Raw genomic sequence first — 25,594 nt, 5'->3', positions numbered from 1 at the left:
GCCCACGAATTGGGCACGCCGCTGGCGACCATGAGCGTACTGCTCAAGGAAATGACCCAGGACTACCACGACCCGGCCCTGCAAGACGACCTGAGTGTGCTGCAGGAACAGGTCAAGCAGTGCAAGCTGACCTTGCAGCAGCTGGTGCGCGCCGCCGAGGCCAATCGCCGCCTGGCGGTGGAGATGCAAGACGTCACCCAGTGGCTGGACGAAGCCCTGAACCGCTGGCACCTGATGCGTCCCGAAGCCAGTTACCGGTTTCACCTGCTGGGCCAGGGCACGGTGCCGCGCATGGCACCGCCGCCGGACCTGACCCAGGCGCTGCTGAACCTGCTGAACAACGCCGCCGATGCCTGCCCGGAAGGGTTGGAAGTGACCCTGGACTGGGATGCGGAAGACTTCACCATCAGCATTCGCGACCACGGCGCCGGTGTGCCGCTGGCGATTGCCGAGCAGATCGGCAAGCCCTTCTTTACCACCAAGGGCAAAGGCTTCGGCCTGGGCCTGTTTTTGAGCAAGGCCAGCGTGACCCGCGCGGGCGGCTCAGTGAAACTCTATAGTCATGAGGAAGGCGGCACGCTCACCGAGCTGCGCCTGCCCCGTGTCGCACGAGGAGACATCGATGAGTGACGAGATCCAAGTCGAAGGCGAAGAACTGCCGCACCTGCTGCTGGTAGATGACGACGCCACCTTTACCCGCGTGATGGCCCGCGCCATGAGCCGTCGTGGCTTTCGCGTCAGCACTGCAGGTTCCGCCGAGGAAGGCCTGGCCATCGCCACGGCCGACCTGCCGGAATACGCGGCCCTGGACCTGAAAATGGACGGCGACTCCGGCCTGGTGCTGCTGCCCAAGCTGCTGGAGCTGGACCCGGAAATGCGCGTGGTGATCCTCACCGGCTATTCCAGCATTGCCACCGCCGTCGAGGCGATCAAGCGTGGCGCCTGCAACTACCTGTGCAAGCCGGCAGACGCCGACGACGTGCTGGCCGCCTTGCTCTCCGAGCACGCCGACCTCGACACCCTGGTGCCGGAAAACCCGATGTCGGTGGACCGCCTGCAGTGGGAACACATCCAGCGGGTGTTGACCGAGCACGAAGGCAACATCTCCGCCACGGCCCGCGCCCTGGGCATGCATCGTCGAACGTTGCAGCGCAAGTTGCAGAAACGCCCGGTTCGACGTTGAACGGCGACTGAACAATCTGCTTCAGGCCGCACGGAGCCCTGAACCGATCGTCTATGATCGGTTCAAACGCCTGTTATTTTTTTCCTACCGAGCCTGAACAATGAATCAGAACGCTGAGTATTCCGCGGTCAATGACGCGGTGCGTGGGCAATTTTTAAGGAAAGTCTGGGCGCTGATCACCCCCTACTGGCGCAGTGAGGAGAAGTTCAAGGCCTGGCTGTTGCTGCTGGTGGTGCTGGGGCTGTCGCTGTTCAGTGTGGCGGTGTCGGTGTGGTTCAACAGCTGGAACCGCGACTTCTATAACGCCCTGGAAAAGAAGGACTACGACGCCTTCACCCACCTGCTGATGTATTTCAGCGTGATCGCCGTGGTGGCGATCGTCACCGGGGTGTTCACTTCCTATTTGCAGCAAATGCTCACCATCCGCTGGCGGCGCTGGCTGACTGAAACCTACTTCGCCAAGTGGCTGAGCGAGAAGAACTACTACCACCTGGAATATGGCGGCTACACCGATAACCCCGACCAACGTATCTCCGAAGACCTCAACGCCTTTACCAGCAGCACCCTGAGCCTGGGCCTGGGGTTTATCAGTAACCTGGTGAGCCTGGTGTCGTTCTCGGTGATCCTGTGGGGCGTGTCCGGCAGTATCGAGGTTTGGGGCATCACGATTCCCGGCTATATGTTCTGGGCGGCACTGGTATATGCCGTGCTGGGCAGTTGGTTGACCCACTTGATTGGTCGAAAACTGATCGGCTTGAGCAACCGCCAGCAACGCTTCGAGGCCGACTTGCGTTTCAGCCTGGTGCGGGTGCGCGAGAACGCGGAAAGCATCGCGCTGTTCAATGGCGAGCCGAATGAACACCAGCAACTGAGTGCACGTTTCGGGCGGGTGTGGAGCAACTTCTGGAGCATCATGCAGCTCAAGAAGCGCCTGAACTTCTTCACCAGTGGTTACTCGCAGATCGCGATCATCTTCCCGTTTGTGGTGGCAGCGCCGCGTTACTTTTCCGGCCAGATAGAGCTGGGCGTGCTGATGCAAGTGGCCAGTGCGTTTGGCAGCGTGCAGGGCAGCCTGAGCTGGTTTGTCGACGCGTACACCGTGTTGGCCAGCTGGCGTGCGACCTGTGATCGTCTGCTGAGCTTTGGCGAGGCGATGGAAGAAAACGAAGGCCGCAACATGGGCATCGAGTTGCAACGCCAGGGCGGCAATTTGCAGATGAGCAACCTCAGCCTCGATCTGGCGGATGGTCGTCACCTGCTGGATGGCGCCAACCTGACGGTTGCCGAGGGTGAGCGATTGATGCTCAGCGGGCGTTCCGGCAGCGGCAAGTCAACCTTGCTGCGGGCCATGGGCAATCTCTGGCCAAACGGCCACGGCAACATCCGCTTGCCGGCCGAGCGTTATCTGTTCCTGCCGCAAAAGCCGTACCTGCCGATTGGTACCTTGCGGGGTGTGTTGAGTTATCCACAGGAGGAGGACGCGTACCCGGCGCAACGTTATGCACAGGTCCTGGAAACCTGCCGCCTGGCGCACCTGATTCCACGCTTGGATGAGGCCAATCACTGGCAGCGCATGCTGTCGCCGGGTGAGCAACAGCGCCTGGCGTTTGCGCGGGCGTTGTTGTTTGAACCGCAATGGCTGTACATGGACGAGGCCACCTCGGCGATGGACGAGGAAGATGAGGCGGCGCTGTATCAGGCGTTGATCGATGAATTGCCGGGGTTGAGCATCGTCAGCGTCGGGCACCGCAGCAGCCTCAAGCGTTTCCATGGGCGGCACGTGCGGATCGAGAACGGGCAGCTACAAGAACAGCCAGTGTCCTGAAGTCGGACTCGGCCAATGTGGGAGCGGGCTTGCTCGCGAATACGGTGGGTCAGTTAATACATAGGGTGACTGATAGACCGCATTCGCGAGCAAGCCCGCTCCCACATTGGATCAGTGTCGTCTGGTCGACCTGATTCCAACAAAAAAGCCCGGCTGATCATCGATCAGCCGGGCTTTTTCATGCCGCTTGAAAAGCTATTACTTCTTCAAGCCGTAATGCTCATCCAGCATCCCCGGGGCATTTGGCGTTTTTGGCGCGTAATCCCGTGGCGGTTCCTGATTTTCCCGCGGAGGGGTCAGGCGTTCCCGTGGAGCGTGCGGTGCATCGGAATGCAGCGCGGCCAGCAGGCGCTGGCGGGTGATGTCGTCCAGGGCCAGGCGGTTGGCACCCTCGGCGAGATGATCCTGTACTTCCTGATAGCTCTGAGTGAGCTTTTTCACCAGGGTCGCGGTGCTGTTGAAGTGGGTAACAACCTCGTTCTGATAACTGTCAAAACGTTCCTGAATGTCATCCAGCTGACGCTGCGTGCGGTTAGGCGCGGCATTCGGCAGCAGGCGGGCGACCAGGAATCCAATGGCGACACCGGCAACCAAGGCGAGAGTCGGCAACAACCAAACTAAGAGCGAGTGTTCCACGAGTCCTTCCTCTATAAACGGCTTTGCTTTACGTTAACGGCTCGGACCTGCGCTGTATACCGCGATTAAGCTCGCAATGATGCCATGCACAGACTTTTAGCTAGACGAGTCGACCCCTTGAGAGGTCACGGAGTTCCTTCCTTGCTGATGCGTGAAACCCCCGTTTTGATCGATGGCCCGGTAGGCCAACTGGAAGCCCTGTATCTGGATCACCCCGAGCCACGTGGCCTGGCGCTGATCTGTCACCCGAACCCGGTGCAGGGCGGCACCATGCTCAACAAAGTCGTATCGACCCTGCAACGCACCGCGCGCGATGCCGGCTTGATCACGTTACGTTTCAATTATCGCGGTGTCGGCACCAGTGCCGGTACGCACGATATGGGCACCGGTGAAGTCGACGACGCCGAAGCGGCAGCCACCTGGCTGCGTGAAAAGCATCCCGACCTGCCGATCACCCTGCTGGGTTTTTCCTTCGGCGGGTTTGTCGCGGCCACCCTCGGCGGCCGCCTGGAAGCCAAGGGCGAAAAACTCGCGCACCTGTTCATGGTGGCCGCGGCCGTGATGCGCCTGCGGGATAACGACGTGTTGCCACAAGGCTGCCCATTGACCGTGATCCAGCCGGAAACCGACGAAGTGGTCGACCCGCAACTCGTCTACGACTGGTCCGCGGCCCTGAATCGCCCCCATGAGCTGCTGAAAGTGGCAGAATGCGGACACTTTTTTCATGGCAAGCTGACCGATCTCAAGGATCTTGTGCTGCCACGTCTTTCGAATTGATGACAAGCGATCACCCATGACGACCCGTACCCGCATCCTCACCGGCATCACCACCACCGGCACGCCGCACCTGGGCAACTACGCCGGCGCGATTCGCCCGGCGATCCTTGCCAGCCAGGACGCCAACGCCGACTCCTTCTACTTCCTGGCCGACTACCACGCCCTGATCAAGTGCGATGACCCGCAGCGCATCCAGCGCTCGCGCATGGAAATCGCCGCGACCTGGCTGGCCGGTGGCCTGGATGTGAACCGGGTAACCTTCTACCGCCAGTCCGACATCCCGGAAATCCCCGAGCTGACCTGGCTGCTGACCTGCGTGGCGGCCAAGGGCTTGCTCAACCGTGCGCACGCCTACAAGGCCTCGGTGGACAAGAACCTGGAGAACGGCGAAGACCCGGATGCGGGGATCACCATGGGCCTGTACAGCTACCCGGTGCTGATGGCCGCGGACATCCTGATGTTCAACGCCCATAAGGTGCCGGTCGGTCGTGACCAGATCCAGCACGTGGAAATGGCTCGCGACATCGGCCAGCGCTTCAACCACCTGTTCGGCAAGGGTAAAGAATTCTTCACCATGCCCGAAGCGCTGATCGAAGAAAGCGTCGCCACCTTGCCGGGCCTGGATGGCCGCAAGATGTCGAAGAGCTACGACAACACCATCCCGTTGTTCACCAGCGCCAAGGACATGAAGGACGCGATCTCGCGGATCGTCACCGACTCCCGCGCGCCGGGCGAAGCCAAGGATCCGGACAACTCGCACCTGTTCACCCTGTACCAGGCATTTGCCACCCAGACCCAGGAAGAAGAGTTCCGCGGTGAACTGCTGCAAGGCCTGGGCTGGGGCGAGGCGAAGAACCGTCTGTTCCAACTGCTGGACGGCCAGTTGGGTGAAGCGCGCGAGCGTTATCACCAACTGATGTCGCGCCCGTCGGACATGGAAGACCTGCTGCTGGTCGGCGCCCGCAAAGCCCGCGCCGTGGCTGCACCGTTCCTGGCCGAACTGCGTGAAGCGGTGGGCCTGCGCTCGTTCGTCAATCCGGTCGCCGTGGCTGCCACCACCAAGAAGAAAGCTGCGAAAGCCGCACGCTTTGTCAGCTTCCGCGAAGACGACGGCAGCTTCCGCTTCCGTTTGCTGGCGGCCGAAGGCGAGCAACTGCTGCTGTCGCGCAACTTTGCCGACGGTAAAACCGCAGGCGCCGTAACCAAGCAGCTGCAATCGGGTCAGGCGCTGGATGTACGCAGTGAAGCCTCGAGCTTCAGCGTGTGGCTGGACGGTGAAGTCGTCGCCGATAGCCCGGCGTTCGCCGACAGCGCCTCGCGGGATGCGGCGATCGAAGCCTTGCGCGTTGCGTTGACCCCAATCGAGGATTGACCCGACCAAGGGTTGATTGCCATTCTTCAGGGCCGTCGTTACAGTGGCGGCCCGTTTTTGTTGCCTTGCTAACGAATTATGACGCCCCTAGAACGATATCAAGCTGATCTGAAACGCCCTGAATTCTTCCATGACGCTGCCCAGGAAACTGCGGTGCGCCATTTGCAGCGCCTGTACGACGACCTGGTCCAGGCCTCGCAGAACAAGCCGGGCATGTTCAGCAAGCTGTTTGGCAAGAAAGACCACACGCCGGTCAAGGGCTTGTATTTCTGGGGTGGTGTTGGCCGGGGCAAGACTTACCTGGTGGACACCTTCTTCGAAGCGCTGCCGTTCAAGGAAAAGGTCCGCACCCACTTCCACCGCTTCATGAAGCGCGTGCATGAAGAGATGAAGACCCTGCCGGGCGAGAAGAACCCGCTGACCATCATCGCCAAGCGCTTCTCGGAAGAAGCCCGGGTGATCTGTTTCGATGAGTTCTTCGTCTCCGACATCACCGACGCGATGATCCTCGGCACCCTGATGGAAGAGCTGTTCAAGAACGGCGTGACCCTGGTCGCCACCTCGAACATCGTGCCCGACGGCCTGTACAAGGACGGCCTGCAACGTGCACGTTTCCTGCCGGCCATCGCCCTGATCAAGCAGAACACCGACATCGTCAACGTCGACAGCGGCGTCGACTACCGCCTGCGTCACCTTGAACAAGCCGAACTGTTCCACTACCCGCTCAACGAAGTGGCCCAGGAAAGCCTGCGCAAGAGCTTCCGCGCGCTGACGCCGGAATGCACCCAGGCGATTGAAAACGACAAGCTGATCATCGAAAACCGCGAAATCATCGCGCTGCGCACCTGCGATGACGTGGCCTGGTTCGAATTCCGCGAACTGTGCGACGGCCCTCGCAGCCAGAACGACTACATCGAACTGGGCAAGATCTTCCACGCGGTGATCCTGAGCGGTGTCGAGCAGATGAGCGTCACCACCGACGACATCGCGCGGCGCTTTATCAACATGGTCGACGAATTCTACGACCGCAACGTCAAGCTGATCATCTCGGCGGAAGTCGAGCTCAAGGACCTCTACACCGGCGGCCGCTTGAACTTCGAATTCCAGCGCACCTTGAGCCGCTTGCTGGAAATGCAGTCCCACGAGTTCCTGTCGCGGGCGCACAAGCCGTAAGCGATGCGCTTGAAATGAAAAAGGCCCGCAGCGATGCGGGCCTTTTTTTATGCAAATTTCCAGGTCAACAGAAAGCAACTGTGGGAGCCGGGCTTGCCCGCGATAGCGGTCTGTCGGTTGATGCCGCTGGTGCCTGGCACGCCGCCATCGCAGGCAAGCCAGCTCCCACATTTTTACTGCGTATACCCTTTGGTTACGCGGCCTGCTGGAACTGCTGGCGATACTGGTTGGGCGACAGCTCGGTATGCTGGCGGAACAGCCTCGCAAAGAAGCTCGCGTCGTCGTAGCCCACCTCGTAACTGATGGTCTTGATGCTTTTGCGGCTGCCGGACAGCAGGCCCTTGGCTGTCTCGATGCGCAACCGTTGCAGGTAGTGCAGCGGCTTGTCACCGGTGGCGGTCTGGAAGCGGCGCATGAAGTTGCGGATGCTCATGCCGTGTTCCCGGGCCACGTCTTCGAAGCGGAACTTGTCGGCGAAGTGCTCTTCGAGCCAATGCTGGATCTGCAGGATGATCACGTCCTGGTGCAGCTTCTGCCCGCCAAAACCGATGCGCCCGGGGGCGTAGCTGCGTTGCACTTCGTAGAGGATGTCGCGGGCTACGGCCTGGGCGATGTTGGCGCCGCAGAAGCGTTCGATCAGGTAGATGTAGAGGTCGCAGGCTGAAGTGGTGCCGCCGGCGCAGTAGAGGTTGTCGGCGTCGGTCAGGTGCTTGTCCTGGTTCAGCTGTACCTTGGGAAAGCGTTCGGTGAAAGCGTTGAAGAAGCGCCAATAGGTGGTCGCTTCCTTGCCATCCAGCAGGCCGGCTTCGGCGAGCCAGAACACCCCGGTGGCTTCGCCGCACAGCACCGCGCCACGGGCGTGTTGTTCACGCAGCCAGGGCAGCACTTGGGGGTAGCGTTGGCACAACGAGTCGAAATCGTCCCAGAAGGCCGGGAGCACGATGATGTCGGCGTTTTCGAGGCCGCCGTCCACCGGCATGATCACATCGCTGAAGCTGCGCACCGACTGCCCGTCGGGGCTGACCAGGCGGGTTTCGAAGGCGGGAGTGAGGCCCTGGCCCAGCTGTTTGCCGTAGCGCAGGCTCGCGAGGTGGAAGAAATCCTTGGCTTGCATGAGGGTTGAAGCGAATACCCGATCAATGGCCAAAATGCTGACGCGCCGCAAGGGCGTGGAGATTTGGTTAGACATAATTTCATTTATTCTTATAGGGGAAAGTGGTCACCAGACGGCTGGATCGTCTTATTTTTTGTCGCATGTGTCCAGTGTCCTGTGACGCCTTCGCGGCTTAGGCTCTGTGATCCCGGTCTTGTCCGACAATTCACACAGGTGACCCATGATTCCCAGAACCTTGTTCAGCTCGGAGCACGAACTCTTCCGCCAGAGCGTGCGCACCTTCCTCGAAAAAGACGCGGCGCCGTTCCACGGGCAATGGGAAAAGCAGGGCTACATCGACCGCAACCTGTGGAACAAGGCGGGGGAGGCGGGGATGCTCTGCTCGCATTTGCCGGAAGAGTACGGCGGCCTCGGGGCGGACTTTCTCTACAGCGCGGTGGTGATCGAGGAGATCAGCCGCCTGGGACTGACCGGGATTGGTTTCTCCCTGCATTCGGACATTGTCGCGCCCTACATCCTGCATTACGGCAGTGAGGCGCTGAAGCACAAGTACCTGCCCAAGCTGATCTCCGGGGAAATGGTCACGGCGATTGCCATGACCGAGCCGGGGGCCGGGTCCGACCTGCAAGGGGTCAAGACCACGGCGGTGCTGGATGGCGATGAATACGTGATCAACGGCTCCAAGACGTTCATCACCAATGGCTTCCTGGCTGATCTGGTGATCGTCGTGGCCAAGACCGATCCCAAGGCCGGCGCCAAGGGCACCAGTCTGTTTCTGGTGGAGGCCAACACGCCGGGCTTCGACAAGGGCAAGCGCCTGGAGAAGGTCGGGATGAAGGCCCAGGATACATCGGAGCTGTTCTTCCAGGATGTGCGGGTGCCCAAGGAGAATCTGCTGGGCCAGGCGGGGATGGGCTTTGCCTACCTGATGCAGGAGTTGCCGCAGGAGCGTTTGACGGTGGCGATTGGCGCGTTGTCGTCAGCCGAGGCGGCGCTGCAATGGACGCTGGAATACACCCGCGACCGCAAGGCGTTCGGCAAGGCGATCATCGACTTCCAGAACACCCGATTCAAGCTGGCGGAGATTGCCACTGAAACCCAGATCGGCCGGGTGTTTGTCGACAAGTGCATGGAGTTGCACCTGGAAGGCAAGCTCGATGTGCCCACGGCCGCGATGGCCAAATACTGGGCCACAGACCTGCAGTGCAAGGTGCTGGATGAGTGTGTGCAACTGCACGGCGGGTATGGGTTTATGTGGGAATACCCGATTGCGCGGGCGTGGGCAGATGCGCGGGTGCAGCGGATTTATGCGGGGACGAATGAGATCATGAAGGAGATCATCGCACGGGCGCTTTGAATTCTTGGTGTTTTTGAGGGCCTCTTCGCGAGCAAGCCCGCTCCCACATTCGACTGCATTCCAAAGGTGGAACTCGGTCGAATGTGGGAGCGGGCTTGCTCGCGAAGGCGGCCTAGAGATCAATCAAGGCGCAGGATTCGGATGATCCTTCTGGATCGCCTCAATCCCCGCCAGCACCTCATCCGACAGTTTCAGGTCGGCGCTGGCGATGTTGCTGTCCAGCTGGTCCAGGGTCGTGGCGCCAATGATGTTGCTGGTCACGAACGGTTGTTGGGTTACAAACGCCAATGCCATCTGCGCCGGGTCCAGGCCGTGCTCACGGGCCAGTGCCACATAACGGCTGCACGCAGCTTCCGATTGCGCATTGAAGTAGCGGCTGAAGCGGCTATAGAGGCTCAGGCGACCCTTGGCCGGGCGTGCGCCACCTTCGTACTTGCCGCTGAGCATGCCGAACGCCAGCGGTGAATACGCCAGCAAACCGCACTGTTCACGGATGGCGATTTCCGCCAGGCCCACTTCAAAGCTGCGGTTGAGCAGGTTGTAGGGGTTCTGGATCGACACCGCGCGGGTCCAGCCACGGGCTTCGGCCAGGGCCAGGAACTTCATGGTGCCCCACGGGGTTTCGTTGGACAGGCCGATGTGGCGGATCTTGCCGGCCTTGACCTGCTCATCCAGGGCTTCGAGGGTTTCTTCCAGCGGCGTCAGGTCTTCTTCGGCCTTGTGCTTGTAGCCCAGTTGGCCGAAAAAGTTGGTGCTGCGTTCCGGCCAGTGCAGCTGGTAGAGGTCGATCCAGTCGGTTTGCAGGCGCTTGAGGCTCGCGTCCAGGGCTTCGGCGATGTGCTTGCGGTTGTGCTTGAGGCTGCCATCGCGGATGTAGTCGATGGTGTTGCCGGGGCCGGCGATCTTGCTGGCGAGGATCCAGTCGGCACGGTCGCCGCGGCTTTTGAAGTAATTACCGATGTAGCGCTCGGTGGTGGCGTAGGTGTCGGCCTTGGGCGGCACCGGGTACATTTCCGCGGTGTCGAGGAAGTTGATCCCCGCGGCCTTGGCCCGTTCGATCTGTGCGAAGGCCTCTGCCTCGCTGTTCTGCTCGCCCCAGGTCATGGTGCCCAAGGCTATCGCGCTCACGTTCAGATCGGTTCGGCCCAGCTGTCGATAGTCCATCGGGTACTCCTTCGGGGAAAACAATCATAAAAGCAGGTTGAAATTTTTTTGGCAATCTGCATAATTGCCCACCTCTTTCTGCAGTGGAAGTGATGCGCCGCCTGCCGAAGAATCTTGCCGTTGAACGGACGCGCCGACCCGAGCCCCCGATAGCGTCTGTATCCGGCTGCCTTTGACTTGTCAAAGTACGCACTATTCAGTAAGATCCGCCGTCTAATTTACAGGGCGGCCCCTGAGGCTATTAAAGAATGACAACTTTTACTGCAAAACCAGAAACAGTTCAGCGCGACTGGTTTGTCGTCGACGCCGCTGGTCAGACCCTGGGTCGTCTGGCCACTGAAGTCGCCAGCCGTCTGCGTGGCAAGCACAAGCCTGAGTACACCCCTCACGTTGATACCGGTGACTACATTGTCATCATCAACGCCGAGCAGGTACGTGTTACCGGCAACAAAGCGCAAGACAAAATGTACTACCGTCACTCCGGTTTCCCAGGCGGTATCAAGTCTTCGAACTTCGAAGGCCTGATCTCCAAAAAGCCTGAAGCCCCGATTGAAATCGCGGTCAAAGGTATGCTGCCGAAGGGCCCACTGGGTCGCGACATGTATCGCAAGCTGAAAGTCTATGCGGGCGCTGCTCACCCTCATGCTGCTCAGCAGCCCCAAGAACTGAAGTTTTAACGGAATAGTTCATTATGTCGGCGACTCAAAATTACGGCACTGGCCGTCGCAAAACCGCTACCGCTCGCGTTTTCCTGCGTCCGGGTACTGGTAACATCTCGATCAACAACCGCACTCTGGAAAATTTCTTCGGTCGCGAAACTGCCCGCATGGTAGTTCGTCAGCCGCTGGAATTGACCGAGACCGTTGAAAAGTTCGACATCTACGTCACCGTTATCGGTGGCGGTGTAAGTGGTCAAGCTGGCGCAATCCGCCACGGTATCACTCGCGCTCTGATGCAGTACGACGAAACCCTGCGTGGCGCTCTGCGCAAAGCTGGCTTCGTGACTCGCGATGCTCGTGAAGTTGAACGTAAGAAAGTTGGTCTGCGTAAAGCGCGTAAGCGTCCGCAGTACTCGAAGCGTTAATTCGCTTTTACGTTCCAGAAAACGCCCAGCCTCCTCACGGAGCTGGGCGTTTTTTATTGCCTGCTATTTATGTAAAAAAATCTGTGTGACAACTTGCCACATCCGTAGAGCCCCTATACTCAAAGGCTTGGAGCCAGTGCCGGGGGTAATTACCTTGTCAGACGTGGGGCTTTTCATTACCATTCGGCAAAATTTTTATAAGTTCAGATTTAACACTTAGTAGACGCCTGATTTAACAGGCCACAAAGCTGATGGGAGAGGACTGAATGAGCAATGACGGCGTGAATGCAGGCCGGCGTCGCTTCTTGGTAGCAGCCACATCCGTGGTGGGTGCTGCAGGAGCGGTGGGGGCTGCGGTCCCGTTCGTGGGGTCATGGTTTCCCAGTGCCAAGGCGAAAGCCGCAGGTGCACCGGTGAAGGTGAATGTCAGCAAGATCGATCCAGGCCAGCAAATGATTGCTGAATGGCGCGGTCAGCCAGTGTTCATCGTTCGTCGTACCGAGGAAATCCTGGGAAATCTGAAGAAGATCGAGGGCCAGCTGTCCGACCCCGACTCGAAGAATTCCGACCAACCCGCTTACGTCGATAAGGAAATTCGCTCGATCAAGCCGGAAATTCTGCTGCTGATCGGTATCTGCACCCACTTGGGTTGCTCTCCCACCTTCCGCCCGGAAGTGGCGCCCGCGGACCTGGGCAAGGACTGGGTCGGGGGCTATTTCTGCCCGTGCCACGGTTCTCACTACGACCTCGCTGGCCGCGTCTACAAGTCACAACCTGCACCACTGAACCTGCCAGTTCCGCCACATCACTACGAGACTGACAGTGTCATTGTCATTGGCGTCGACGAGGGGGAGAAAGCCTGATGAGCAAGTTCATGGATTGGGTGGATGCGCGCTTCCCCGCGACCAAGATGTGGGAAGACCACCTCAGCAAGTACTACGCACCGAAGAATTTCAACTTCTTCTATTTCTTTGGCTCCCTGGCACTTCTGGTACTGGTCAATCAGATCGTTACCGGTGTCTGGCTGACGATGAGCTACACGCCGTCGGCCGAAGAAGCCTTCGCCTCTGTCGAATACATCATGCGCGACGTCGAGTACGGCTCGATCCTGCGTCTGCTGCACTCCACCGGCGCCTCGGCGTTCTTCATCGTCGTCTACATGCACATGTTCCGTGGCCTGCTCTACGGCTCGTACCAGAAGCCTCGCGAGCTGGTGTGGGTGTTCGGCATGCTGATCTACCTGGCGCTGATGGCCGAGGCCTTCATGGGCTACCTGCTGCCGTGGGGCCAGATGTCCTATTGGGGCGCCCAGGTGATCATCTCGCTGTTCGGTGCGATCCCGGTCATCGGCAACGACCTGACCCAGTGGATTCGCGGTGACTACCTGATCTCCGGGATCACCCTGAACCGCTTCTTCGCCTTGCACGTGGTGGCCTTGCCGATCGTGATCCTGGGCCTGGTAGTGCTGCACATCCTGGCGTTGCACGAAGTGGGTTCGAACAACCCCGACGGCGTGGATATCAAGAAGCACAAGGACGAAAACGGCGTACCACTGGACGGCATTCCGTTCCACCCGTACTACACCGTGAAAGATATCGTCGGTGTGGTGGTGTTCCTGTTCATCTTCTGCTCGATCGTGTTCTTTTTCCCGGAGATGGGCGGTTATTTCCTCGAGAAACCGAACTTCGAACAGGCGAACGCCTTCAAGACCCCGGAACACATTGCCCCGGTCTGGTACTTCACTCCGTTCTACGCGATCTTGCGGGCGATTCCCGACAAACTCATGGGCGTTATCGCCATGGGCGCAGCGATTGCGGTGCTGTTCGTGCTGCCGTGGCTCGACCGTAGCCCGGTCAAGTCCATGCGCTACAAGGGCTGGCTGAGCAAGATCTGGCTGTGGGTGTTCTGCATTGCGTTCGTGATCCTGGGTGTACTGGGCGTATTGGCGCCGACCCCGGAGCGTACGTTGCTGTCGCAGGTCTGCACCTTCCTGTACTTCGCCTACTTCATTCTGATGCCGTTCTACACCCGGCTCGAGAAGACCAAACCGGTACCGGAAAGGGTGACTGGCTGATGAAAAAATTATTCGTTGCATTCATTCTTGCGGCTCTGCCGCTGCTGTCTTTCGCCGCTGAACACGGCCCAGAGCTGGAAAAGGTCGACATCGACGTGTCGGACAAAGCCGCAATGCAGGACGGGCTGCGTACGTTCACCAACTACTGCATGGGCTGCCACAGCGCCAAGTTCCAGCGTTACGAGCGAGTGGCCGACGACCTGGGCATTCCCCATGACGTGATGCTGAGCCACTCGGTGTTCACCGGGGCGAAGATCGGCGACCACATGACCATCGGCATGCAACCGGCCGACGCCAAGACCTGGTTCGGGGCTGCACCGCCCGACCTGACCCTGGTGGCCCGTGTGCGTGGCACCGATTGGCTCTATGGCTACCTGAAATCCTTCTATGAAGACCCGACGCGTCCCTACGGCGTGAACAACAAAGTGTTCCCGAACGTCGGTATGCCTAACGTTCTGGTCGGCCTGCAAGGTCGCCAAGTGGTAGGATGCAAGCAAGTACAAATCGTCGAAGACGGCAAGAAGCAGTATGATCCGCTCACCGGTACGCCTTTGACTCATGAAGCGTGCGATCAGCTGACCATAGTGCCGAAGACCGGCACGCTGAACGAAGAGCAGTTCGACGAGAAGGTCAAGAATCTGGTGACCTTCCTGGCCTACTCGGCCAACCCAGTGAAGCTGCAGCATCAGCGCATTGGTACCTATGTGTTGCTGTACCTGGCCTTCTTCTTCGTGTTCGCCTATCTGCTGAAACGCGAATACTGGAAGGATGTGCATTGATCCAACCGTAAGTAATTGCTGTTAATCTTGCGCGCCCAGCGGCATCTCTGAAGGTAAGTCTGGTTTATCCAGGCGTCACGGAGATGCTCACTGGGCGCGCTCGTTTTTGAGCTTCCGATAATTTCAACAAGCGAGGAGGACCGCCATGGGCGTGACCAATCGGTTGGCCTGTTACTCCGACCCCGCCGACCACTATTCCCACCGAGTACGCATCGTGCTCGCAGAGAAGGGTGTCAGCGCAGAGATCATCAGTGTGGAGGTGGGACGTCACCCGCCGAAACTGATCGAAGTGAACCCTTACGGCAGCTTGCCCACCCTGGTCGATCGTGACCTGGCGTTGTGGGAGTCAACCGTGGTGATGGAATACCTGGATGAGCGTTATCCCCATCCACCGTTGCTGCCGGTGTATCCGGTGGCGCGTGCCAACAGCCGCCTGCTGATCCATCGGATCCAGCGTGACTGGTGTGGCCTGGTGGACCTGATTCTGGATTCACGCAGCAAGGAAGCGGCCCGGGTTCAGGCGCGCAAGGAATTGCGCGAGAGCCTGACCGGTGTTTCGCCGTTGTTTGCCGACAAACCTTTTTTCCTCAGCGAGGAACAAAGTCTGGTGGATTGCTGCCTATTACCCATACTCTGGCGCTTGCCGATTTTGGGCATAGAACTGCCGCGGCCTGCCAAGCCGCTGCTTGACTACATGGAGCGCCAGTTTGCGCGTGAGGCTTTCCAGGCGAGTCTGTCTGGTGTCGAACGCGATATGCGCTAAGGCTTAAGGAGCCGTTGATGAACTCCAGTCGACCTTACCTGGTCCGCGCGCTCTATGAGTGGATAGTGGACAACGATTGCACCCCGCACATGCTGGTCAATTCCGAGTTTCCCGCGGTTCAGGTACCGCAAGGTTTTGCCAGTGACGGACAAATCGTCCTGAACGTTTCACCCAGTGCCGTGCGACACCTGCACATGGACAATGAAGCGGTCAGCTTTGAAGGGCGTTTCGGCGGTGTGCCGCATACGCTGTTCGTGCCCATCGGTGCCATCCTCGGGATCTACGCCCGGGAAAATGGCCAGGGCATGGTGTTTGATCTGGAGTCTTCCCTTGAGGATGACGAAGCGATCGAGCTCGAAGGCGAAGATGATGTGCCGCCGCCGGATTCCGAGCCACCGCGTCCAAGCGGTCGGCCGAGTCTGAAAGTGGTGAAGTAACAAGGCGCGGGCCCTCGGGCCAGCGTTGAAAATGCCTCGGTGATGCCGGGGCATTTTTTTGCCTGGCGAAAACCCCGGCGGTTATAGATGAAAGTCATGACAGGACGGTGATCGTACAACCGCCATGGGCTATCATGCGTGCTTCAGATCGCCGAGATAGATGATTCATCATGGAAAACTCCAGCGCCGCCCCTCGTCTTCCCCGCAAGCGCCGCAGCCTTGCCCAGGAATTGGTCACGGTGTTGTCCGAGCAGATCCGCGACGGCCAACTCAAACGTGGCGACAAACTGCCCACCGAGTCGGCGATCATGGACGCCCACGGGGTCAGCCGCACCGTGGTGCGTGAAGCCATCTCGCGATTGCAGGCCGCCGGGCAGGTAGAAACCCGCCATGGCATCGGTACCTTTGTGCTGGACACGCCAAGCCCCAGCGGTTTCCGGATTGATCCGGCCACTGTCGTCACCCTGCGTGATGTGCTGGCCATCCTTGAACTGCGGATCAGCCTGGAAGTGGAGTCTGCCGGGCTTGCTGCCCAGCGCCGTAGCGACGAGCAATTGGCCGGCATGCGTGCTGCCCTCGATGCGCTGAACGAAAGTGCGGCCCACGCCGGTGATGCGGTGGCGTCGGACTTCCAGTTCCACCTGCAGATTGCCCTGTCCACCGGCAACCGCTACTTCACCGACATCATGACCCACCTGGGCACCAGCATCATTCCGCGCACGCGGCTGAACTCGGCACGCCTGGCCCATGATGACCAGCAGCACTACATGAGCCGCCTGAGCCGCGAACACGAAGAGATCTATGAGGCGATCGCGCGCCAGGATTCGGATGCGGCGCGGGCGGCCATGCGGTTGCACCTGACCAACAGCCGTGAGCGGCTGCGCCATGCCCATGAAGAGGCGGAAGCGCAGCGCGGTTGATTCCAGGCTGGACGTAAGCGTGTGGCTTGAAAGCCCATTGTGGCGAGGGAGCTTGCTCCCGTTGGGCCGCGCAGCGGCCCCAAATCCATTGCCCCGAGTTCTGTCTGAAAGAACCCCGTGTTCTTGCCGGGGCTGCTTCGCAGCCCAACGGGAGCAAGCTCCCTCGCCACAGGTTAGTGCGCGAGGCTTAACTCACGTCTTTCAGGTCGGCTGATTCGGCGTGTAGTCCTTGAGCAGCAGATACGTGCTCCAACCCCACCAGTCATTGGTCCACTGCTTGTCGTTCAGGTTGTTGACGTCCTTGCGTCGCAGCACCTTGTCGCCTTCAGCCTTGAACAGCGGTGAGAAGTTGTTCGCCGGGTTCTGCGCGGCGTTCAGGTCCGGCACATACAGCGGTGCCTTGAAGTTGGCCGGGGAGGGCGCCATGCCGCTGATAAACGTTTCGAAGATCTCATCGGCCGAGGCCTGCACGGCGCGTTTGACCATGGCGCGGTTGGCCGCATCGTTGCTGTCGAAATAGCGTTTATCACCGTAGGCATGCCACTGCTCGCCCAGGGCGTTGCGCACATTGAGCCCGAACTTGCTGTCTTCATCGTGCATGAAGCGGCTGATCAGCGAGCCCAGTTCACCCGGTGTCACCACCGCCGCCAGTTGCTTGCGCGGTACCCGCAGGTGCCCGGCGGAAAATAGATCGGTCAAAAAGTGATCAGCAAAGCTGTTCATGGCATAGGCCAGTTCCAGCGCCTGGTCGGTGCCGGTCTGATGCGCCACGACGGCTTGTTGCAAGGCTGCCGTATGCCCCGCCAGATAGGCCGCCAAAGCCCATTCGCCAAAGTGGTCGGCATTGTCTGCCGCCAGTTTCAGGTAGCGCCCCAGTGGAATCAGTGCCGAGACAGCACTGCCGCCGCCGGTGATGCGGTTCCATTCCTCGGACAAGGTGTCACCCAGCGCGTCATAGGCTTCATGGGGTTGCTTGCCGTCCTTGATCGCCTGGTTGACCGCATTGATCTCCTTTTGCATCACCGCCAGGATCTTGCCCGCTTCTTCCCGTGATGCTGGCAATACCGCCAGCGAGTTGAACGCATCGGTAAAGCGCTGCACACGATCAGCGGGCGATGTACCTTCGTTGATGGGGCGCCCGGGGATGCCATAGAAATCACCGCCCAGGGCGATGATCTGGCCGTAGCTCAGCGCCAGGCCATTGGGCAGGTGCAATTCGACCTGCCGGGCGGGAATCGGCGGGGCGTCCTTGACGAAACGCAACAGGGTGTCGTCGCCGATGGCGGTGTGTTCGCCGCCTTCAAAACGCAGGGTTGGCGGGGTTTTCACAGGTGTGGCGAGTTCAAGATCTGACATGTTAGCTCCTTGCTATGTCGTAGGATTCTTCCGTAATAACTGTACGCATATACAGTTATCCCGAGCATAGAGGAAAAACTTCTTACGTCAAGAAAGCAGAAATCGAGAAGGGCGGCGATGAATTGCAGTTGACGAATATTTTTATAGTTGTACGATGACGTACGACATCAAGATAACCATCCGTAATCTCACAACAGAAAGTCTTCGCCCAGGGTGTTCGAATAATGAATCCACAAGAACTGAAGTCCATCCTCTCTCACGGTCTGCTGTCTTTCCCGGTGACCGATTTCAATGCCCAGGGTGATTTCCACCAGGCGGGCTACATCAAGCGTCTGGAATGGCTGGCCCCTTATGGCGCTACCGCCTTGTTCGCCGCTGGCGGCACCGGTGAGTTTTTCTCCCTGGCGGCCAGCGAATATTCGCAAGTGGTGAAAACCGCCGTTGATACCTGCGCCACCAGCGTGCCGATTCTTGCCGGTGTCGGCGGTGCCACCCGCCAGGCCATCGAGTACGCCCAGGAAGCCGAGCGTCTTGGCGCCAAAGGCTTGCTGCTGCTGCCGCACTACCTGACCGAAGCCAGCCAGGATGGGGTTGCCGCCCACGTTGAAGCGGTGTGCAAGTCGGTCAAGATCGGTGTAGTGGTCTACAACCGTAACGTCTGCCGCCTGACCGCGCCGCTGCTGGAACGCCTGGCCGAGCGCTGCCCGAACCTGATCGGTTACAAGGACGGCCTGGGTGACATTGAATTGATGGTGTCGATCCGTCGTCGCCTCGGTGACCGTTTCAGCTACCTGGGCGGCTTGCCGACTGCAGAGGTTTACGCCGCTGCCTACAAGGCCCTGGGCGTGCCGGTGTACTCCTCGGCGGTGTTCAACTTCATTCCAAAAACCGCGATGGATTTCTATCACGCCATTGCCCGGGAAGATCACGCCACCGTCGGCAAGATCATCGACGACTTCTTCCTGCCGTACCTCGACATCCGTAACCGCAAGGCCGGTTACGCGGTGAGCATCGTCAAGGCCGGGGCGAAAATCGTCGGCTACGACGCAGGCCCCGTGCGTACCCCGCTGACCGATCTGCTGCCGGAAGAATACGAAGCCCTGGCCGCGTTGATCGACAAGCAAGGCGCGCAATAACCCATCACCAAGGCCGCTGAGTAATCAGCGGCTTTTTGCGTCAGGAGAGAATTCGTGTCCCAAGCCAAGCGTTTTGAAAACTACATCGGTGGCCAGTGGGTTGCCGGCGCCGACTACTCGGCCAACATCAATCCGTCGGAGTTGTCTGATGTCATTGGCGAATACGCCAAGGCTGACCTCGCCCAAGTCCACGCGGCCATCGACGCTGCGCGCGCTGCTTTTCCGGCGTGGTCCACTTCCGGGATCCAGGCACGTCATGATTCGCTGGATAAAGTCGGCACCGAAATCCTCGCCCGTCGCGAAGAACTCGGCACCCTGCTGGCCCGGGAAGAGGGCAAGACCCTGCCGGAAGCCATCGGCGAAGTGACCCGCGCCGGTAACATCTTCAAATTCTTCGCCGGTGAATGCCTGCGCCTGTCCGGCGACTACCTGCCGTCGGTGCGTCCGGGCGTCAACGTTGAAGTGACCCGTGAGGCGTTGGGCGTGGTTGGCCTGATCACGCCGTGGAACTTCCCGATTGCCATCCCGGCCTGGAAGATCGCCCCGGCCCTGGCCTACGGCAACTGCGTGGTGCTCAAACCGGCTGAACTGGTACCGGGCTGCGCCTGGGCCCTGGCCGAAATCATCTCCCGCGCCGGCTTCCCTGCCGGTGTGTTCAACCTGGTGATGGGCAGCGGCCGTGTGGTCGGCGATGCCATGGTCAACAGCCCGAAAGTCGACGGCATCAGCTTCACCGGCTCGGTGGGCGTGGGTCGTCAGATCGCCGTCAGCTGCGTGTCGCGCCAGGCCAAGGTGCAGTTGGAAATGGGCGGCAAGAACCCGCAGATCATTCTCGACGACGCCGACCTCAAGCAAGCCGTCGAGCTGTCGGTGCAGAGCGCGTTCTACTCCACCGGCCAGCGTTGCACCGCGTCCAGCCGCTTTATCGTCACCGCCGGGATTCACGACCAGTTCGTCGCGGCCATGGCCGAGCGGATGAAGTCGATCAAGGTCGGCCACGCCCTGAAAACCGGCACCGACATCGGCCCGGTGGTTTCCCAGGCCCAGCTGGACCAGGACTTGAAGTACATCGACATCGGCCAGAGCGAAGGCGCCCGGCTGGTCAGCGGCGGTGAGCTGGTGACCTGCGACACCGAAGGCTACTTCCTCGCGCCGACGCTGTTTGCCGACAGCGAAGCCGCGATGCGCATCAGCCGTGAAGAGATCTTCGGGCCGGTGGCCAACGTGGTGCGCGTGGCGGATTACGAGGCGGCGCTGGCGATGGCCAACGACACCGAGTTCGGCCTCTCGGCCGGTATCGCCACCACCTCGCTGAAATACGCCAACCACTTCAAGCGTCATTCCCAGGCCGGGATGGTGATGGTCAATCTGCCGACTGCCGGTGTGGATTACCACGTTCCATTCGGCGGCCGTAAGGGTTCATCCTACGGTTCGCGTGAGCAGGGTCGCTATGCGCAAGAGTTCTACACCGTGGTGAAAACCAGCTACATCGGTTCGTAACGGCTGCACCCTGTGGCGGGTCCGTGCCCGCCACAGGCTTACAATTTGATTACCCGCAAAAAAAATAATTAGTGGGAGTACATCTTCATGCAAGCGACCAAGCCGACCCATGTCCGCTATTTGATCCTGCTCATGCTGTTCCTGGTGACCACGATCAACTACGCCGACCGGGCCACCATCGCCATTGCCGGCTCCAGCCTGCAAAAAGACCTCGGCATCGACGCGGTCACCCTTGGCTATATCTTCTCCGCATTCGGTTGGGCCTACGTGGCCGGGCAAATTCCCGGCGGCTGGCTGCTGGACCGATTCGGTTCGAAAAAAGTCTACGCCCTGAGCATCTTCACCTGGTCACTGTTCACCGTGCTGCAAGGCTATGTCGGTGAGTTCGGTGTTTCCACGGCCATCGTTGCGCTGTTCATGTTGCGCTTCCTGGTGGGCCTGGCTGAAGCGCCATCCTTCCCCGGAAATGCGCGCATCGTGGCGGCGTGGTTTCCTACGGCTGAACGCGGCACCGCCTCGGCGATCTTCAACTCGGCGCAGTACTTCGCCACCGTGTTGTTCGCGCCGCTGATGGGTTGGATCGTCTACACCTTCGGCTGGCAGCACGTGTTTATCGTGATGGGCGGCATCGGCATTCTGTTCTCGTTGATCTGGCTGAAACTTATCCACAGTCCGCGCCAACACCCGATGATCAACGACGCCGAACTGCAGCACATCGCCCAGAACGGCGGCATGGTCGATATGGATCAGGACAAGGGCAAAGGCAAGAAAGTCGACGGGCCGAAGTGGGATTACATTCGTCAATTGCTGACCAATCGCATGATGCTCGGCGTGTATCTGGGCCAGTACTGCATCAACGGCATCACCTACTTCTTCCTGACCTGGTTCCCGGTGTACCTGGTCCAGGAGCGCGGCATGACGATCCTCAAGGCCGGCTTTATTGCTTCCCTGCCTGCGGTCTGTGGTTTTATCGGTGGCGTGTTGGGCGGGATCATTTCCGACTATCTGCTGCGCAAAGGCCATTCGCTGACGTTCGCCCGCAAGGCGCCGATCATTGGTGGATTGCTGATTTCCTGCAGTATCGTGGCCTGCAACTACGTAGACATCGAATGGATGGTGGTGGGCTTCATGGCCCTGGCCTTCTTCGGTAAAGGCGTTGGCGCACTGGGTTGGGCGGTAGTCTCCGACACCTCGCCAAAGCAAATCGCCGGTTTGAGCGGTGGTCTGTTCAACATGTTCGGCAACATCGCGTCGATCACCACCCCGATTGTGATCGGCTACATCATCAGCACCACCGGCTCGTTCAAGTGGGCCCTGGTGTTCGTTGGCGCCAACGCGCTGGTCGCTGTGTTCAGTTACGTGGTGATCGTTGGCCCGATCAAGCGTGTAGTGCTCAAGGAGCCGCCGGCCAAAGGCCCCGAGCTGACTAAACTTTCCCAAGCGCATTCCTGAAGGGGCCCGCGTCATGCAGTTGATTGAACATGCCGATTCGCCACGCTCCATCCGTTTGCACGCACTGGATAACGTGGTGATTGTGGTCAACGACCAGGGCGTACCGGCGGGGACCGAGTTTCCCGACGGCCTGGTGACGGTGGATTTCATTCCCCAAAGCCACAAGGTGACGCTGGAAGACATCCCCGAAGGCGGCCGCATCATTCGCTACGGCCAGACCATCGGTTATGCCCTGCGCCCGATTCCCCGCGGCAGTTGGGTGCAGGAAGATCAACTGCGCATGCCCACGGCGCCGCCGCTGGACAGCTTGCCGCTGTCCACTGAAGTGCCCGAGGCCCAGGCGCCCCTGGAAGGCTTTACCTTCGAGGGTTATCGCAATGCCGACGGCACCGTGGGCACGCGCAATATCCTCGGGATTACCACCACGGTTCAGTGCGTCACGGGCGTGCTGGACCATGCGGTGAAGCGCATCAAGGACGAGTTGCTGCCCAAGTACCCGAACGTCGATGACGTGGTGGCGCTGACCCACAGCTACGGCTGCGGCGTGGCGATCACGGCCACCGACGCCTACATCCCGATCCGCACCGTGCGTAACCTGGCGCGCAATCCGAACCTGGGCGGTGAAGCCCTGGTGATCAGCCTGGGTTGCGAGAAGTTGCAGGCCGGGCAGGTGATGCATGACAACGACAGCTCGGTGGACCTGAGTGAGCCATGGCTGTATCGGTTGCAGGACTCCAGCCACGGCTTTACCGAAATGATCGAACAGATCATGGAACTGGCCGAAACCCGCCTGAAGAAACTCGACCTGCGCCGGCGGGAAACCGTACCGGCGTCGGAGTTGATCCTCGGCATGCAGTGTGGCGGCAGTGATGCGTTCTCGGGGATTACCGCGAACCCGGCGCTGGGTTATGCCTCGGATTTGCTGCTGCGGGCGGGCGCGACGGTGATGTTTTCCGAAGTGACCGAAGTGCGCGATGCGATCTACCTGCTGACTTCCCGTGCCGAGAACCAGGACGTGGCCCGGGAACTGGTGCGGGAAATGGACTGGTACGACCGCTACCTGGCCAAGGGCGAGGCAGATCGCAGCGCCAACACTACGCCGGGGAACAAGAAGGGTGGGTTGTCGAATATTGTCGAGAAGTCGTTGGGTTCCATCGTCAAGTCGGGCAGTAGTGCGATCAATGGCGTGCTTGGCCCGGGCGAGCGGTTCAATCGCAAGGGCCTGATCTTTTGCGCCACGCCGGCGAGTGATTTTGTGTGCGGCACGTTGCAGTTGGCGGCGGGGATGAATTTGCATGTGTTCACCACCGGGCGTGGCACGCCCTATGGGCTGGCGATGGCGCCGGTGGTTAAGGTCTCGACCCGGACGGAGCTGGCGCAGCGTTGGCCTGACCTGATTGATATCGACGCCGGGCGGATCGCCACCGGCCGGGCGACGATTGAGGAGCTGGGTTGGGAGTTGTTCCACTTCTACCTGGATGTGGCCAGCGGCAAGAAGCAGACATGGGCGGAGCAGCACAAGCTGCATAACGACATTACGTTGTTCAATCCGGCACCGATTACTTAAGACCGAGTCGCCTGCTTCGCGAGCAAGCCCGCTCCCACATTTGACTGCATTCCAAAGGTAGAACTCGGTCAAATGTGGGAGCGGGCTTGCTCGCGAAAGCGGTAGTCCAGACGAAGCTGGCCATGCTGGCTTATCATTAGCCACCTACCGACGCCCACCCAAGGTTCTCCCCGGCATGCTGGCTATCTTCCTACAAACCCTGAACATCACCGCGCCGGTGTTTGCCATGCTGTTCCTGGGCGTCCTACTCAAGCGCATCAACTGGATCAACGACAACTTTATCCACATCGCCTCGGCCCTGGTGTTCAACGTCACCATGCCGGCGTTGCTGTTCCTCGGGATTCTCCATGCCGACCTGCATTCAGCCCTCAAGCCGGGCCTGCTGATCTACTTCGCCGTCGCCACGCTGGTGAGTTTCGCCCTGGCCTGGGGCTGGGCGATCTTTCGATGCCCGCGGGAAGATCGCGGCATCTACGCCCAAGGCGCGTTTCGCGGTAACAACGGGGTGATCGGCCTGGCCCTGGCCGCCAGTATGTACGGCGACTACGGGATTTCCCTCGGCGCGGTGCTCGCGGCGCTGGTGATCCTGTTCTACAACACCCTGTCGACCATTGTGCTGGCGGTGTACAGCCCGGTGATCAAGTCCGACCCGTGGAGCATTTTCAAAAGCGTGCTGGCCAACCCGTTGATCATCAGCGTGATCGCGGCGGCGCCCTTCGCGTACTTCCAGATTGGCTTGCCTGGCTGGCTGGAATCCTCCGGGCAGTACCTGGCGGACATGACGTTGCCATTGGCGTTGATCTGTATCGGTGGCACGTTGTCGTTGGCGGCGCTGCGCAAAAGCGGCGACATGGCCCTGAGTGCCAGCTTGATGAAGATGGTCTGGCTGCCGGTGATCGCGACCCTGGGGGCGTGGCTGCTGGGGTTCCGTGGGCCGGAGTTGGGGATTCTGTTCCTGTACTTCGGCGCGCCCACGGCGGCGGCCAGTTTTGTCATGGCGCGGGCGGCGGAGGGCAATCATGAACTGGCGGCCGCGATTATCGTGATCACCACCCTGATGGCGGCGGTGACCACGAATATCGGGATTTTCGTGTTGCAGGCGGGTGGCTGGATCTAGGCGTCTTTCTGGTAGCTGTCGATCACTTCCTGCGCGGCGCGGAAGGCGTCAATGGCCGCCGGCACACCGGCATACACCGCACAATGCAGCAGCGCCTCGCGAATCTCTTCCACAGTGCAACCGTTGTTCAGCGCGCCGCGCACGTGGCCCTTGAGTTCCTGCGGGCACTTGAGGGCGGTCAACGCGGCGAGGGTGATCAGGCTGCGGGTTTTCAGCGGCAACCCTTCGCGATTCCACACGCTGCCCCAGGCATGCTCGTTGACGAAATCCTGCAGCGGCTGGCTGAACTCCGTGGCATTGCCCAGCGCCCGATCGACAAACACATCACCCATCACCTGGCGGCGCATTTCAACGCCGGGCTTTTTCTGTTCGGTCATTGCGATTCCCTCTTGTGTTGGCGGCGCCAGGCTTGCAGCGAGGTGAACAACAGGAAAGCCACCAGCGCTGGCAGGACGTAATACAGCATCAGTTGTTCAAGCTTGTTGGCCAGCGGCATGCCGAAGGTGAACGACACCACGTGCAGCCCGTACACCAGGTACAGGCCCAGGAACACCAGGCCTTCGGCCCGGGTGACGCGGTAGCCCGAATAAAACACCGGCAGGCACAGGGCGACCACGCCGAGCATTACCGGCAGGTCGAAATCCAGGGCATTGGGCGACACCGACAACGGCGAGGGCGCCACGAGGGCGGTAAAGCCCAGCACCCCAAGCAGGTTGAACAGGTTGCTGCCGATCACGTTGCCCACGGCAATTTCCCGCTGGCCGCGCAGGGCGGCGATCAGCGAGGTGGCCAGGCAGGGCAGGGAAGT

26 protein-coding genes are annotated in these 25,594 nt (G+C 60.1%); 20 read left to right on the top strand and 6 right to left on the bottom strand.

Going from position 1 to position 25,594, the window contains the following annotated elements; all coding sequences use genetic code 11:
* From HX846_RS06345 to HX846_RS06335, 3 genes are all read left to right on the top strand, one after another.
* Positions 1-630 (top strand): HAMP domain-containing sensor histidine kinase (locus HX846_RS06345; protein WP_178965149.1); only part of this gene is annotated, 630 nt, incomplete at its 5' end.
* Positions 623-1,183 (top strand): response regulator transcription factor, encoded by a 561-nt coding sequence (locus HX846_RS06340; protein ID WP_003216016.1) that lies wholly within the window; start codon positions 623-625, stop codon positions 1,181-1,183. The genes HX846_RS06345 and HX846_RS06340, both read left to right, overlap by 8 nt.
* A 100-nt stretch (positions 1,184-1,283) precedes the next feature.
* Entirely contained in the window at positions 1,284-3,008 is a 1,725-nt protein-coding gene (locus tag HX846_RS06335; protein WP_178965148.1) for an ABC transporter ATP-binding protein/permease, read from the top strand.
* Between the two features lie 198 nt (positions 3,009-3,206).
* Here HX846_RS06335 and HX846_RS06330 read toward each other — a convergent pair whose 3' ends face one another.
* Positions 3,207-3,644, bottom strand: coding sequence for a YhcB family protein (locus tag HX846_RS06330; RefSeq protein ID WP_003216019.1), 438 nt, complete (start codon positions 3,642-3,644; stop codon positions 3,207-3,209).
* 147 nt (positions 3,645-3,791) lie between these two features.
* On the opposite strand from HX846_RS06330, the gene HX846_RS06325 reads away from it, so the two are divergent.
* From HX846_RS06325 to zapE, 3 genes are all read left to right on the top strand, one after another.
* The gene (locus HX846_RS06325) at positions 3,792-4,421 is read left to right on the top strand and encodes an alpha/beta hydrolase (protein WP_023659190.1); all 630 of its coding nucleotides are present in this window, start codon (positions 3,792-3,794) and stop codon (positions 4,419-4,421) included.
* Between the two features lie 16 nt (positions 4,422-4,437).
* The gene (locus HX846_RS06320) at positions 4,438-5,793 is read left to right on the top strand and encodes a tryptophan--tRNA ligase (protein ID WP_102604564.1); all 1,356 of its coding nucleotides are present in this window, start codon (positions 4,438-4,440) and stop codon (positions 5,791-5,793) included.
* Between the two features lie 78 nt (positions 5,794-5,871).
* Positions 5,872-6,966, top strand: a complete 1,095-nt coding sequence (gene zapE, locus HX846_RS06315; RefSeq protein ID WP_003216025.1) for a cell division protein ZapE — start codon at positions 5,872-5,874, stop codon at positions 6,964-6,966.
* 193 nt (positions 6,967-7,159) lie between these two features.
* Here the strand turns inward: zapE and HX846_RS06310 are convergent, their stop codons facing one another.
* Positions 7,160-8,080, bottom strand: a complete 921-nt coding sequence (locus tag HX846_RS06310; protein WP_173406101.1) for a GlxA family transcriptional regulator — start codon at positions 8,078-8,080, stop codon at positions 7,160-7,162.
* Positions 8,081-8,300: 220 nt separating this feature from the next.
* On the opposite strand from HX846_RS06310, the gene HX846_RS06305 reads away from it, so the two are divergent.
* Positions 8,301-9,437, top strand: a complete 1,137-nt coding sequence (locus tag HX846_RS06305) for an acyl-CoA dehydrogenase family protein (RefSeq protein WP_003216028.1) — start codon at positions 8,301-8,303, stop codon at positions 9,435-9,437.
* A 123-nt stretch (positions 9,438-9,560) separates the two neighbouring features.
* Here HX846_RS06305 and HX846_RS06300 read toward each other — a convergent pair whose 3' ends face one another.
* The gene (locus HX846_RS06300) at positions 9,561-10,601 is read right to left on the bottom strand and encodes an NADP(H)-dependent aldo-keto reductase (protein ID WP_178965147.1); all 1,041 of its coding nucleotides are present in this window, start codon (positions 10,599-10,601) and stop codon (positions 9,561-9,563) included.
* A gap of 248 nt (positions 10,602-10,849) precedes the next feature.
* Here HX846_RS06300 and rplM point away from each other — a divergent pair, with 248 nt between their 5' ends.
* From rplM to HX846_RS06260, 8 genes are all read left to right on the top strand, one after another.
* Positions 10,850-11,278 (top strand): 50S ribosomal protein L13, encoded by a 429-nt coding sequence (gene rplM, locus HX846_RS06295; protein WP_003216032.1) that lies wholly within the window; start codon positions 10,850-10,852, stop codon positions 11,276-11,278.
* Positions 11,279-11,292: 14 nt separating this feature from the next.
* The gene (gene rpsI / locus HX846_RS06290) at positions 11,293-11,685 is read left to right on the top strand and encodes a 30S ribosomal protein S9 (RefSeq protein ID WP_003216038.1); all 393 of its coding nucleotides are present in this window, start codon (positions 11,293-11,295) and stop codon (positions 11,683-11,685) included.
* A gap of 266 nt (positions 11,686-11,951) precedes the next feature.
* Entirely contained in the window at positions 11,952-12,548 is a 597-nt protein-coding gene (gene petA / locus HX846_RS06285; protein WP_003216040.1) for a ubiquinol-cytochrome c reductase iron-sulfur subunit, read from the top strand.
* Positions 12,548-13,759: a cytochrome bc complex cytochrome b subunit gene (locus HX846_RS06280; RefSeq protein WP_003216042.1), complete on the top strand. Its 1,212-nt coding sequence runs from the start codon at positions 12,548-12,550 to the stop codon at positions 13,757-13,759. Before petA ends, HX846_RS06280 begins: the two co-directional genes overlap by 1 nt.
* On the top strand, positions 13,759-14,538 hold the full coding sequence (locus HX846_RS06275; protein WP_003216044.1) for a cytochrome c1: 780 nt from the start codon (positions 13,759-13,761) through the stop codon (positions 14,536-14,538). The genes HX846_RS06280 and HX846_RS06275 overlap by 1 nt, the downstream gene beginning before the upstream one ends.
* A gap of 145 nt (positions 14,539-14,683) precedes the next feature.
* Positions 14,684-15,301, top strand: coding sequence for a glutathione S-transferase N-terminal domain-containing protein (locus HX846_RS06270; protein WP_003216049.1), 618 nt, complete (start codon positions 14,684-14,686; stop codon positions 15,299-15,301).
* A gap of 17 nt (positions 15,302-15,318) precedes the next feature.
* On the top strand, positions 15,319-15,738 hold the full coding sequence (locus tag HX846_RS06265; RefSeq protein ID WP_003216051.1) for a ClpXP protease specificity-enhancing factor: 420 nt from the start codon (positions 15,319-15,321) through the stop codon (positions 15,736-15,738).
* Positions 15,739-15,908: 170 nt separating this feature from the next.
* Positions 15,909-16,658 (top strand): FadR/GntR family transcriptional regulator, encoded by a 750-nt coding sequence (locus HX846_RS06260; protein WP_008437251.1) that lies wholly within the window; start codon positions 15,909-15,911, stop codon positions 16,656-16,658.
* Positions 16,659-16,859: 201 nt separating this feature from the next.
* Here the strand turns inward: HX846_RS06260 and HX846_RS06255 are convergent, their stop codons facing one another.
* Positions 16,860-18,014: a phospholipase gene (locus HX846_RS06255; RefSeq protein WP_178965146.1), complete on the bottom strand. Its 1,155-nt coding sequence runs from the start codon at positions 18,012-18,014 to the stop codon at positions 16,860-16,862.
* A gap of 224 nt (positions 18,015-18,238) precedes the next feature.
* Between HX846_RS06255 and kdgD the strand changes: the two genes are divergently transcribed.
* The 5 genes from kdgD (at position 18,239) to HX846_RS06230 (ending at position 24,786) form a co-directional block, all read left to right on the top strand.
* Entirely contained in the window at positions 18,239-19,150 is a 912-nt protein-coding gene (kdgD, locus tag HX846_RS06250; protein WP_003216058.1) for a 5-dehydro-4-deoxyglucarate dehydratase, read from the top strand.
* Positions 19,151-19,204: 54 nt separating this feature from the next.
* A complete protein-coding gene (locus HX846_RS06245; RefSeq protein WP_003216060.1) occupies positions 19,205-20,650 on the top strand; it encodes an aldehyde dehydrogenase family protein in 1,446 nt (481 codons plus the stop codon).
* A gap of 87 nt (positions 20,651-20,737) precedes the next feature.
* The gene (locus tag HX846_RS06240) at positions 20,738-22,102 is read left to right on the top strand and encodes an MFS transporter (protein ID WP_003216062.1); all 1,365 of its coding nucleotides are present in this window, start codon (positions 20,738-20,740) and stop codon (positions 22,100-22,102) included.
* A 13-nt stretch (positions 22,103-22,115) separates the two neighbouring features.
* Positions 22,116-23,669: a galactarate dehydratase gene (garD, locus tag HX846_RS06235; RefSeq protein WP_178965145.1), complete on the top strand. Its 1,554-nt coding sequence runs from the start codon at positions 22,116-22,118 to the stop codon at positions 23,667-23,669.
* A gap of 175 nt (positions 23,670-23,844) precedes the next feature.
* Positions 23,845-24,786, top strand: coding sequence for an AEC family transporter (locus HX846_RS06230; protein WP_102604562.1), 942 nt, complete (start codon positions 23,845-23,847; stop codon positions 24,784-24,786).
* Here HX846_RS06230 and HX846_RS06225 read toward each other — a convergent pair.
* Positions 24,783-25,163, bottom strand: coding sequence for a carboxymuconolactone decarboxylase family protein (locus HX846_RS06225; protein WP_003216068.1), 381 nt, complete (start codon positions 25,161-25,163; stop codon positions 24,783-24,785). The genes HX846_RS06230 and HX846_RS06225 overlap by 4 nt on opposite strands.
* On the bottom strand, positions 25,160-25,594 hold a 435-nt coding region (locus HX846_RS06220), incomplete at its 5' end, for a sodium:calcium antiporter (protein ID WP_372241967.1). The genes HX846_RS06220 and HX846_RS06225, both read right to left, overlap by 4 nt.

Source organism: Pseudomonas sp. K5002 (genome assembly GCF_013386655.1).
GTDB lineage: Bacteria > Pseudomonadota > Gammaproteobacteria > Pseudomonadales > Pseudomonadaceae > Aquipseudomonas.
The sequence above is the reverse complement of the archived record's forward strand: the minus strand, read 5'-3'. Positions and strand labels throughout refer to the sequence as shown.

Excerpts from the sequence above, each read along its gene's own strand:
- HX846_RS06340 (WP_003216016.1), top strand. The coding sequence starts at position 623 with ATGAGTGACGAGATCCAAGTCGAAGGCGAAGAACTGCCGCACCTGCTG.
- HX846_RS06335 (WP_178965148.1), top strand. The coding sequence starts at position 1,284 with ATGAATCAGAACGCTGAGTATTCCGCGGTCAATGACGCGGTGCGTGGG.
- HX846_RS06325 (WP_023659190.1), top strand. The coding sequence starts at position 3,792 with ATGCGTGAAACCCCCGTTTTGATCGATGGCCCGGTAGGCCAACTGGAA.
- HX846_RS06320 (WP_102604564.1), top strand. The coding sequence starts at position 4,438 with ATGACGACCCGTACCCGCATCCTCACCGGCATCACCACCACCGGCACG.
- zapE (WP_003216025.1), top strand. The coding sequence starts at position 5,872 with ATGACGCCCCTAGAACGATATCAAGCTGATCTGAAACGCCCTGAATTC.
- HX846_RS06310 (WP_173406101.1), bottom strand. The coding sequence starts at position 8,080 with ATGCAAGCCAAGGATTTCTTCCACCTCGCGAGCCTGCGCTACGGCAAA.
- HX846_RS06305 (WP_003216028.1), top strand. The coding sequence starts at position 8,301 with ATGATTCCCAGAACCTTGTTCAGCTCGGAGCACGAACTCTTCCGCCAG.
- HX846_RS06300 (WP_178965147.1), bottom strand. The coding sequence starts at position 10,601 with ATGGACTATCGACAGCTGGGCCGAACCGATCTGAACGTGAGCGCGATA.
- rplM (WP_003216032.1), top strand. The coding sequence starts at position 10,850 with ATGACAACTTTTACTGCAAAACCAGAAACAGTTCAGCGCGACTGGTTT.
- rpsI (WP_003216038.1), top strand. The coding sequence starts at position 11,293 with ATGTCGGCGACTCAAAATTACGGCACTGGCCGTCGCAAAACCGCTACC.
- petA (WP_003216040.1), top strand. The coding sequence starts at position 11,952 with ATGAGCAATGACGGCGTGAATGCAGGCCGGCGTCGCTTCTTGGTAGCA.
- HX846_RS06280 (WP_003216042.1), top strand. The coding sequence starts at position 12,548 with ATGAGCAAGTTCATGGATTGGGTGGATGCGCGCTTCCCCGCGACCAAG.
- HX846_RS06275 (WP_003216044.1), top strand. The coding sequence starts at position 13,759 with ATGAAAAAATTATTCGTTGCATTCATTCTTGCGGCTCTGCCGCTGCTG.
- HX846_RS06270 (WP_003216049.1), top strand. The coding sequence starts at position 14,684 with ATGGGCGTGACCAATCGGTTGGCCTGTTACTCCGACCCCGCCGACCAC.
- HX846_RS06265 (WP_003216051.1), top strand. The coding sequence starts at position 15,319 with ATGAACTCCAGTCGACCTTACCTGGTCCGCGCGCTCTATGAGTGGATA.
- HX846_RS06260 (WP_008437251.1), top strand. The coding sequence starts at position 15,909 with ATGGAAAACTCCAGCGCCGCCCCTCGTCTTCCCCGCAAGCGCCGCAGC.
- HX846_RS06255 (WP_178965146.1), bottom strand. The coding sequence starts at position 18,014 with ATGTCAGATCTTGAACTCGCCACACCTGTGAAAACCCCGCCAACCCTG.
- kdgD (WP_003216058.1), top strand. The coding sequence starts at position 18,239 with ATGAATCCACAAGAACTGAAGTCCATCCTCTCTCACGGTCTGCTGTCT.
- HX846_RS06240 (WP_003216062.1), top strand. The coding sequence starts at position 20,738 with ATGCAAGCGACCAAGCCGACCCATGTCCGCTATTTGATCCTGCTCATG.
- garD (WP_178965145.1), top strand. The coding sequence starts at position 22,116 with ATGCAGTTGATTGAACATGCCGATTCGCCACGCTCCATCCGTTTGCAC.
- HX846_RS06230 (WP_102604562.1), top strand. The coding sequence starts at position 23,845 with ATGCTGGCTATCTTCCTACAAACCCTGAACATCACCGCGCCGGTGTTT.
- HX846_RS06225 (WP_003216068.1), bottom strand. The coding sequence starts at position 25,163 with ATGACCGAACAGAAAAAGCCCGGCGTTGAAATGCGCCGCCAGGTGATG.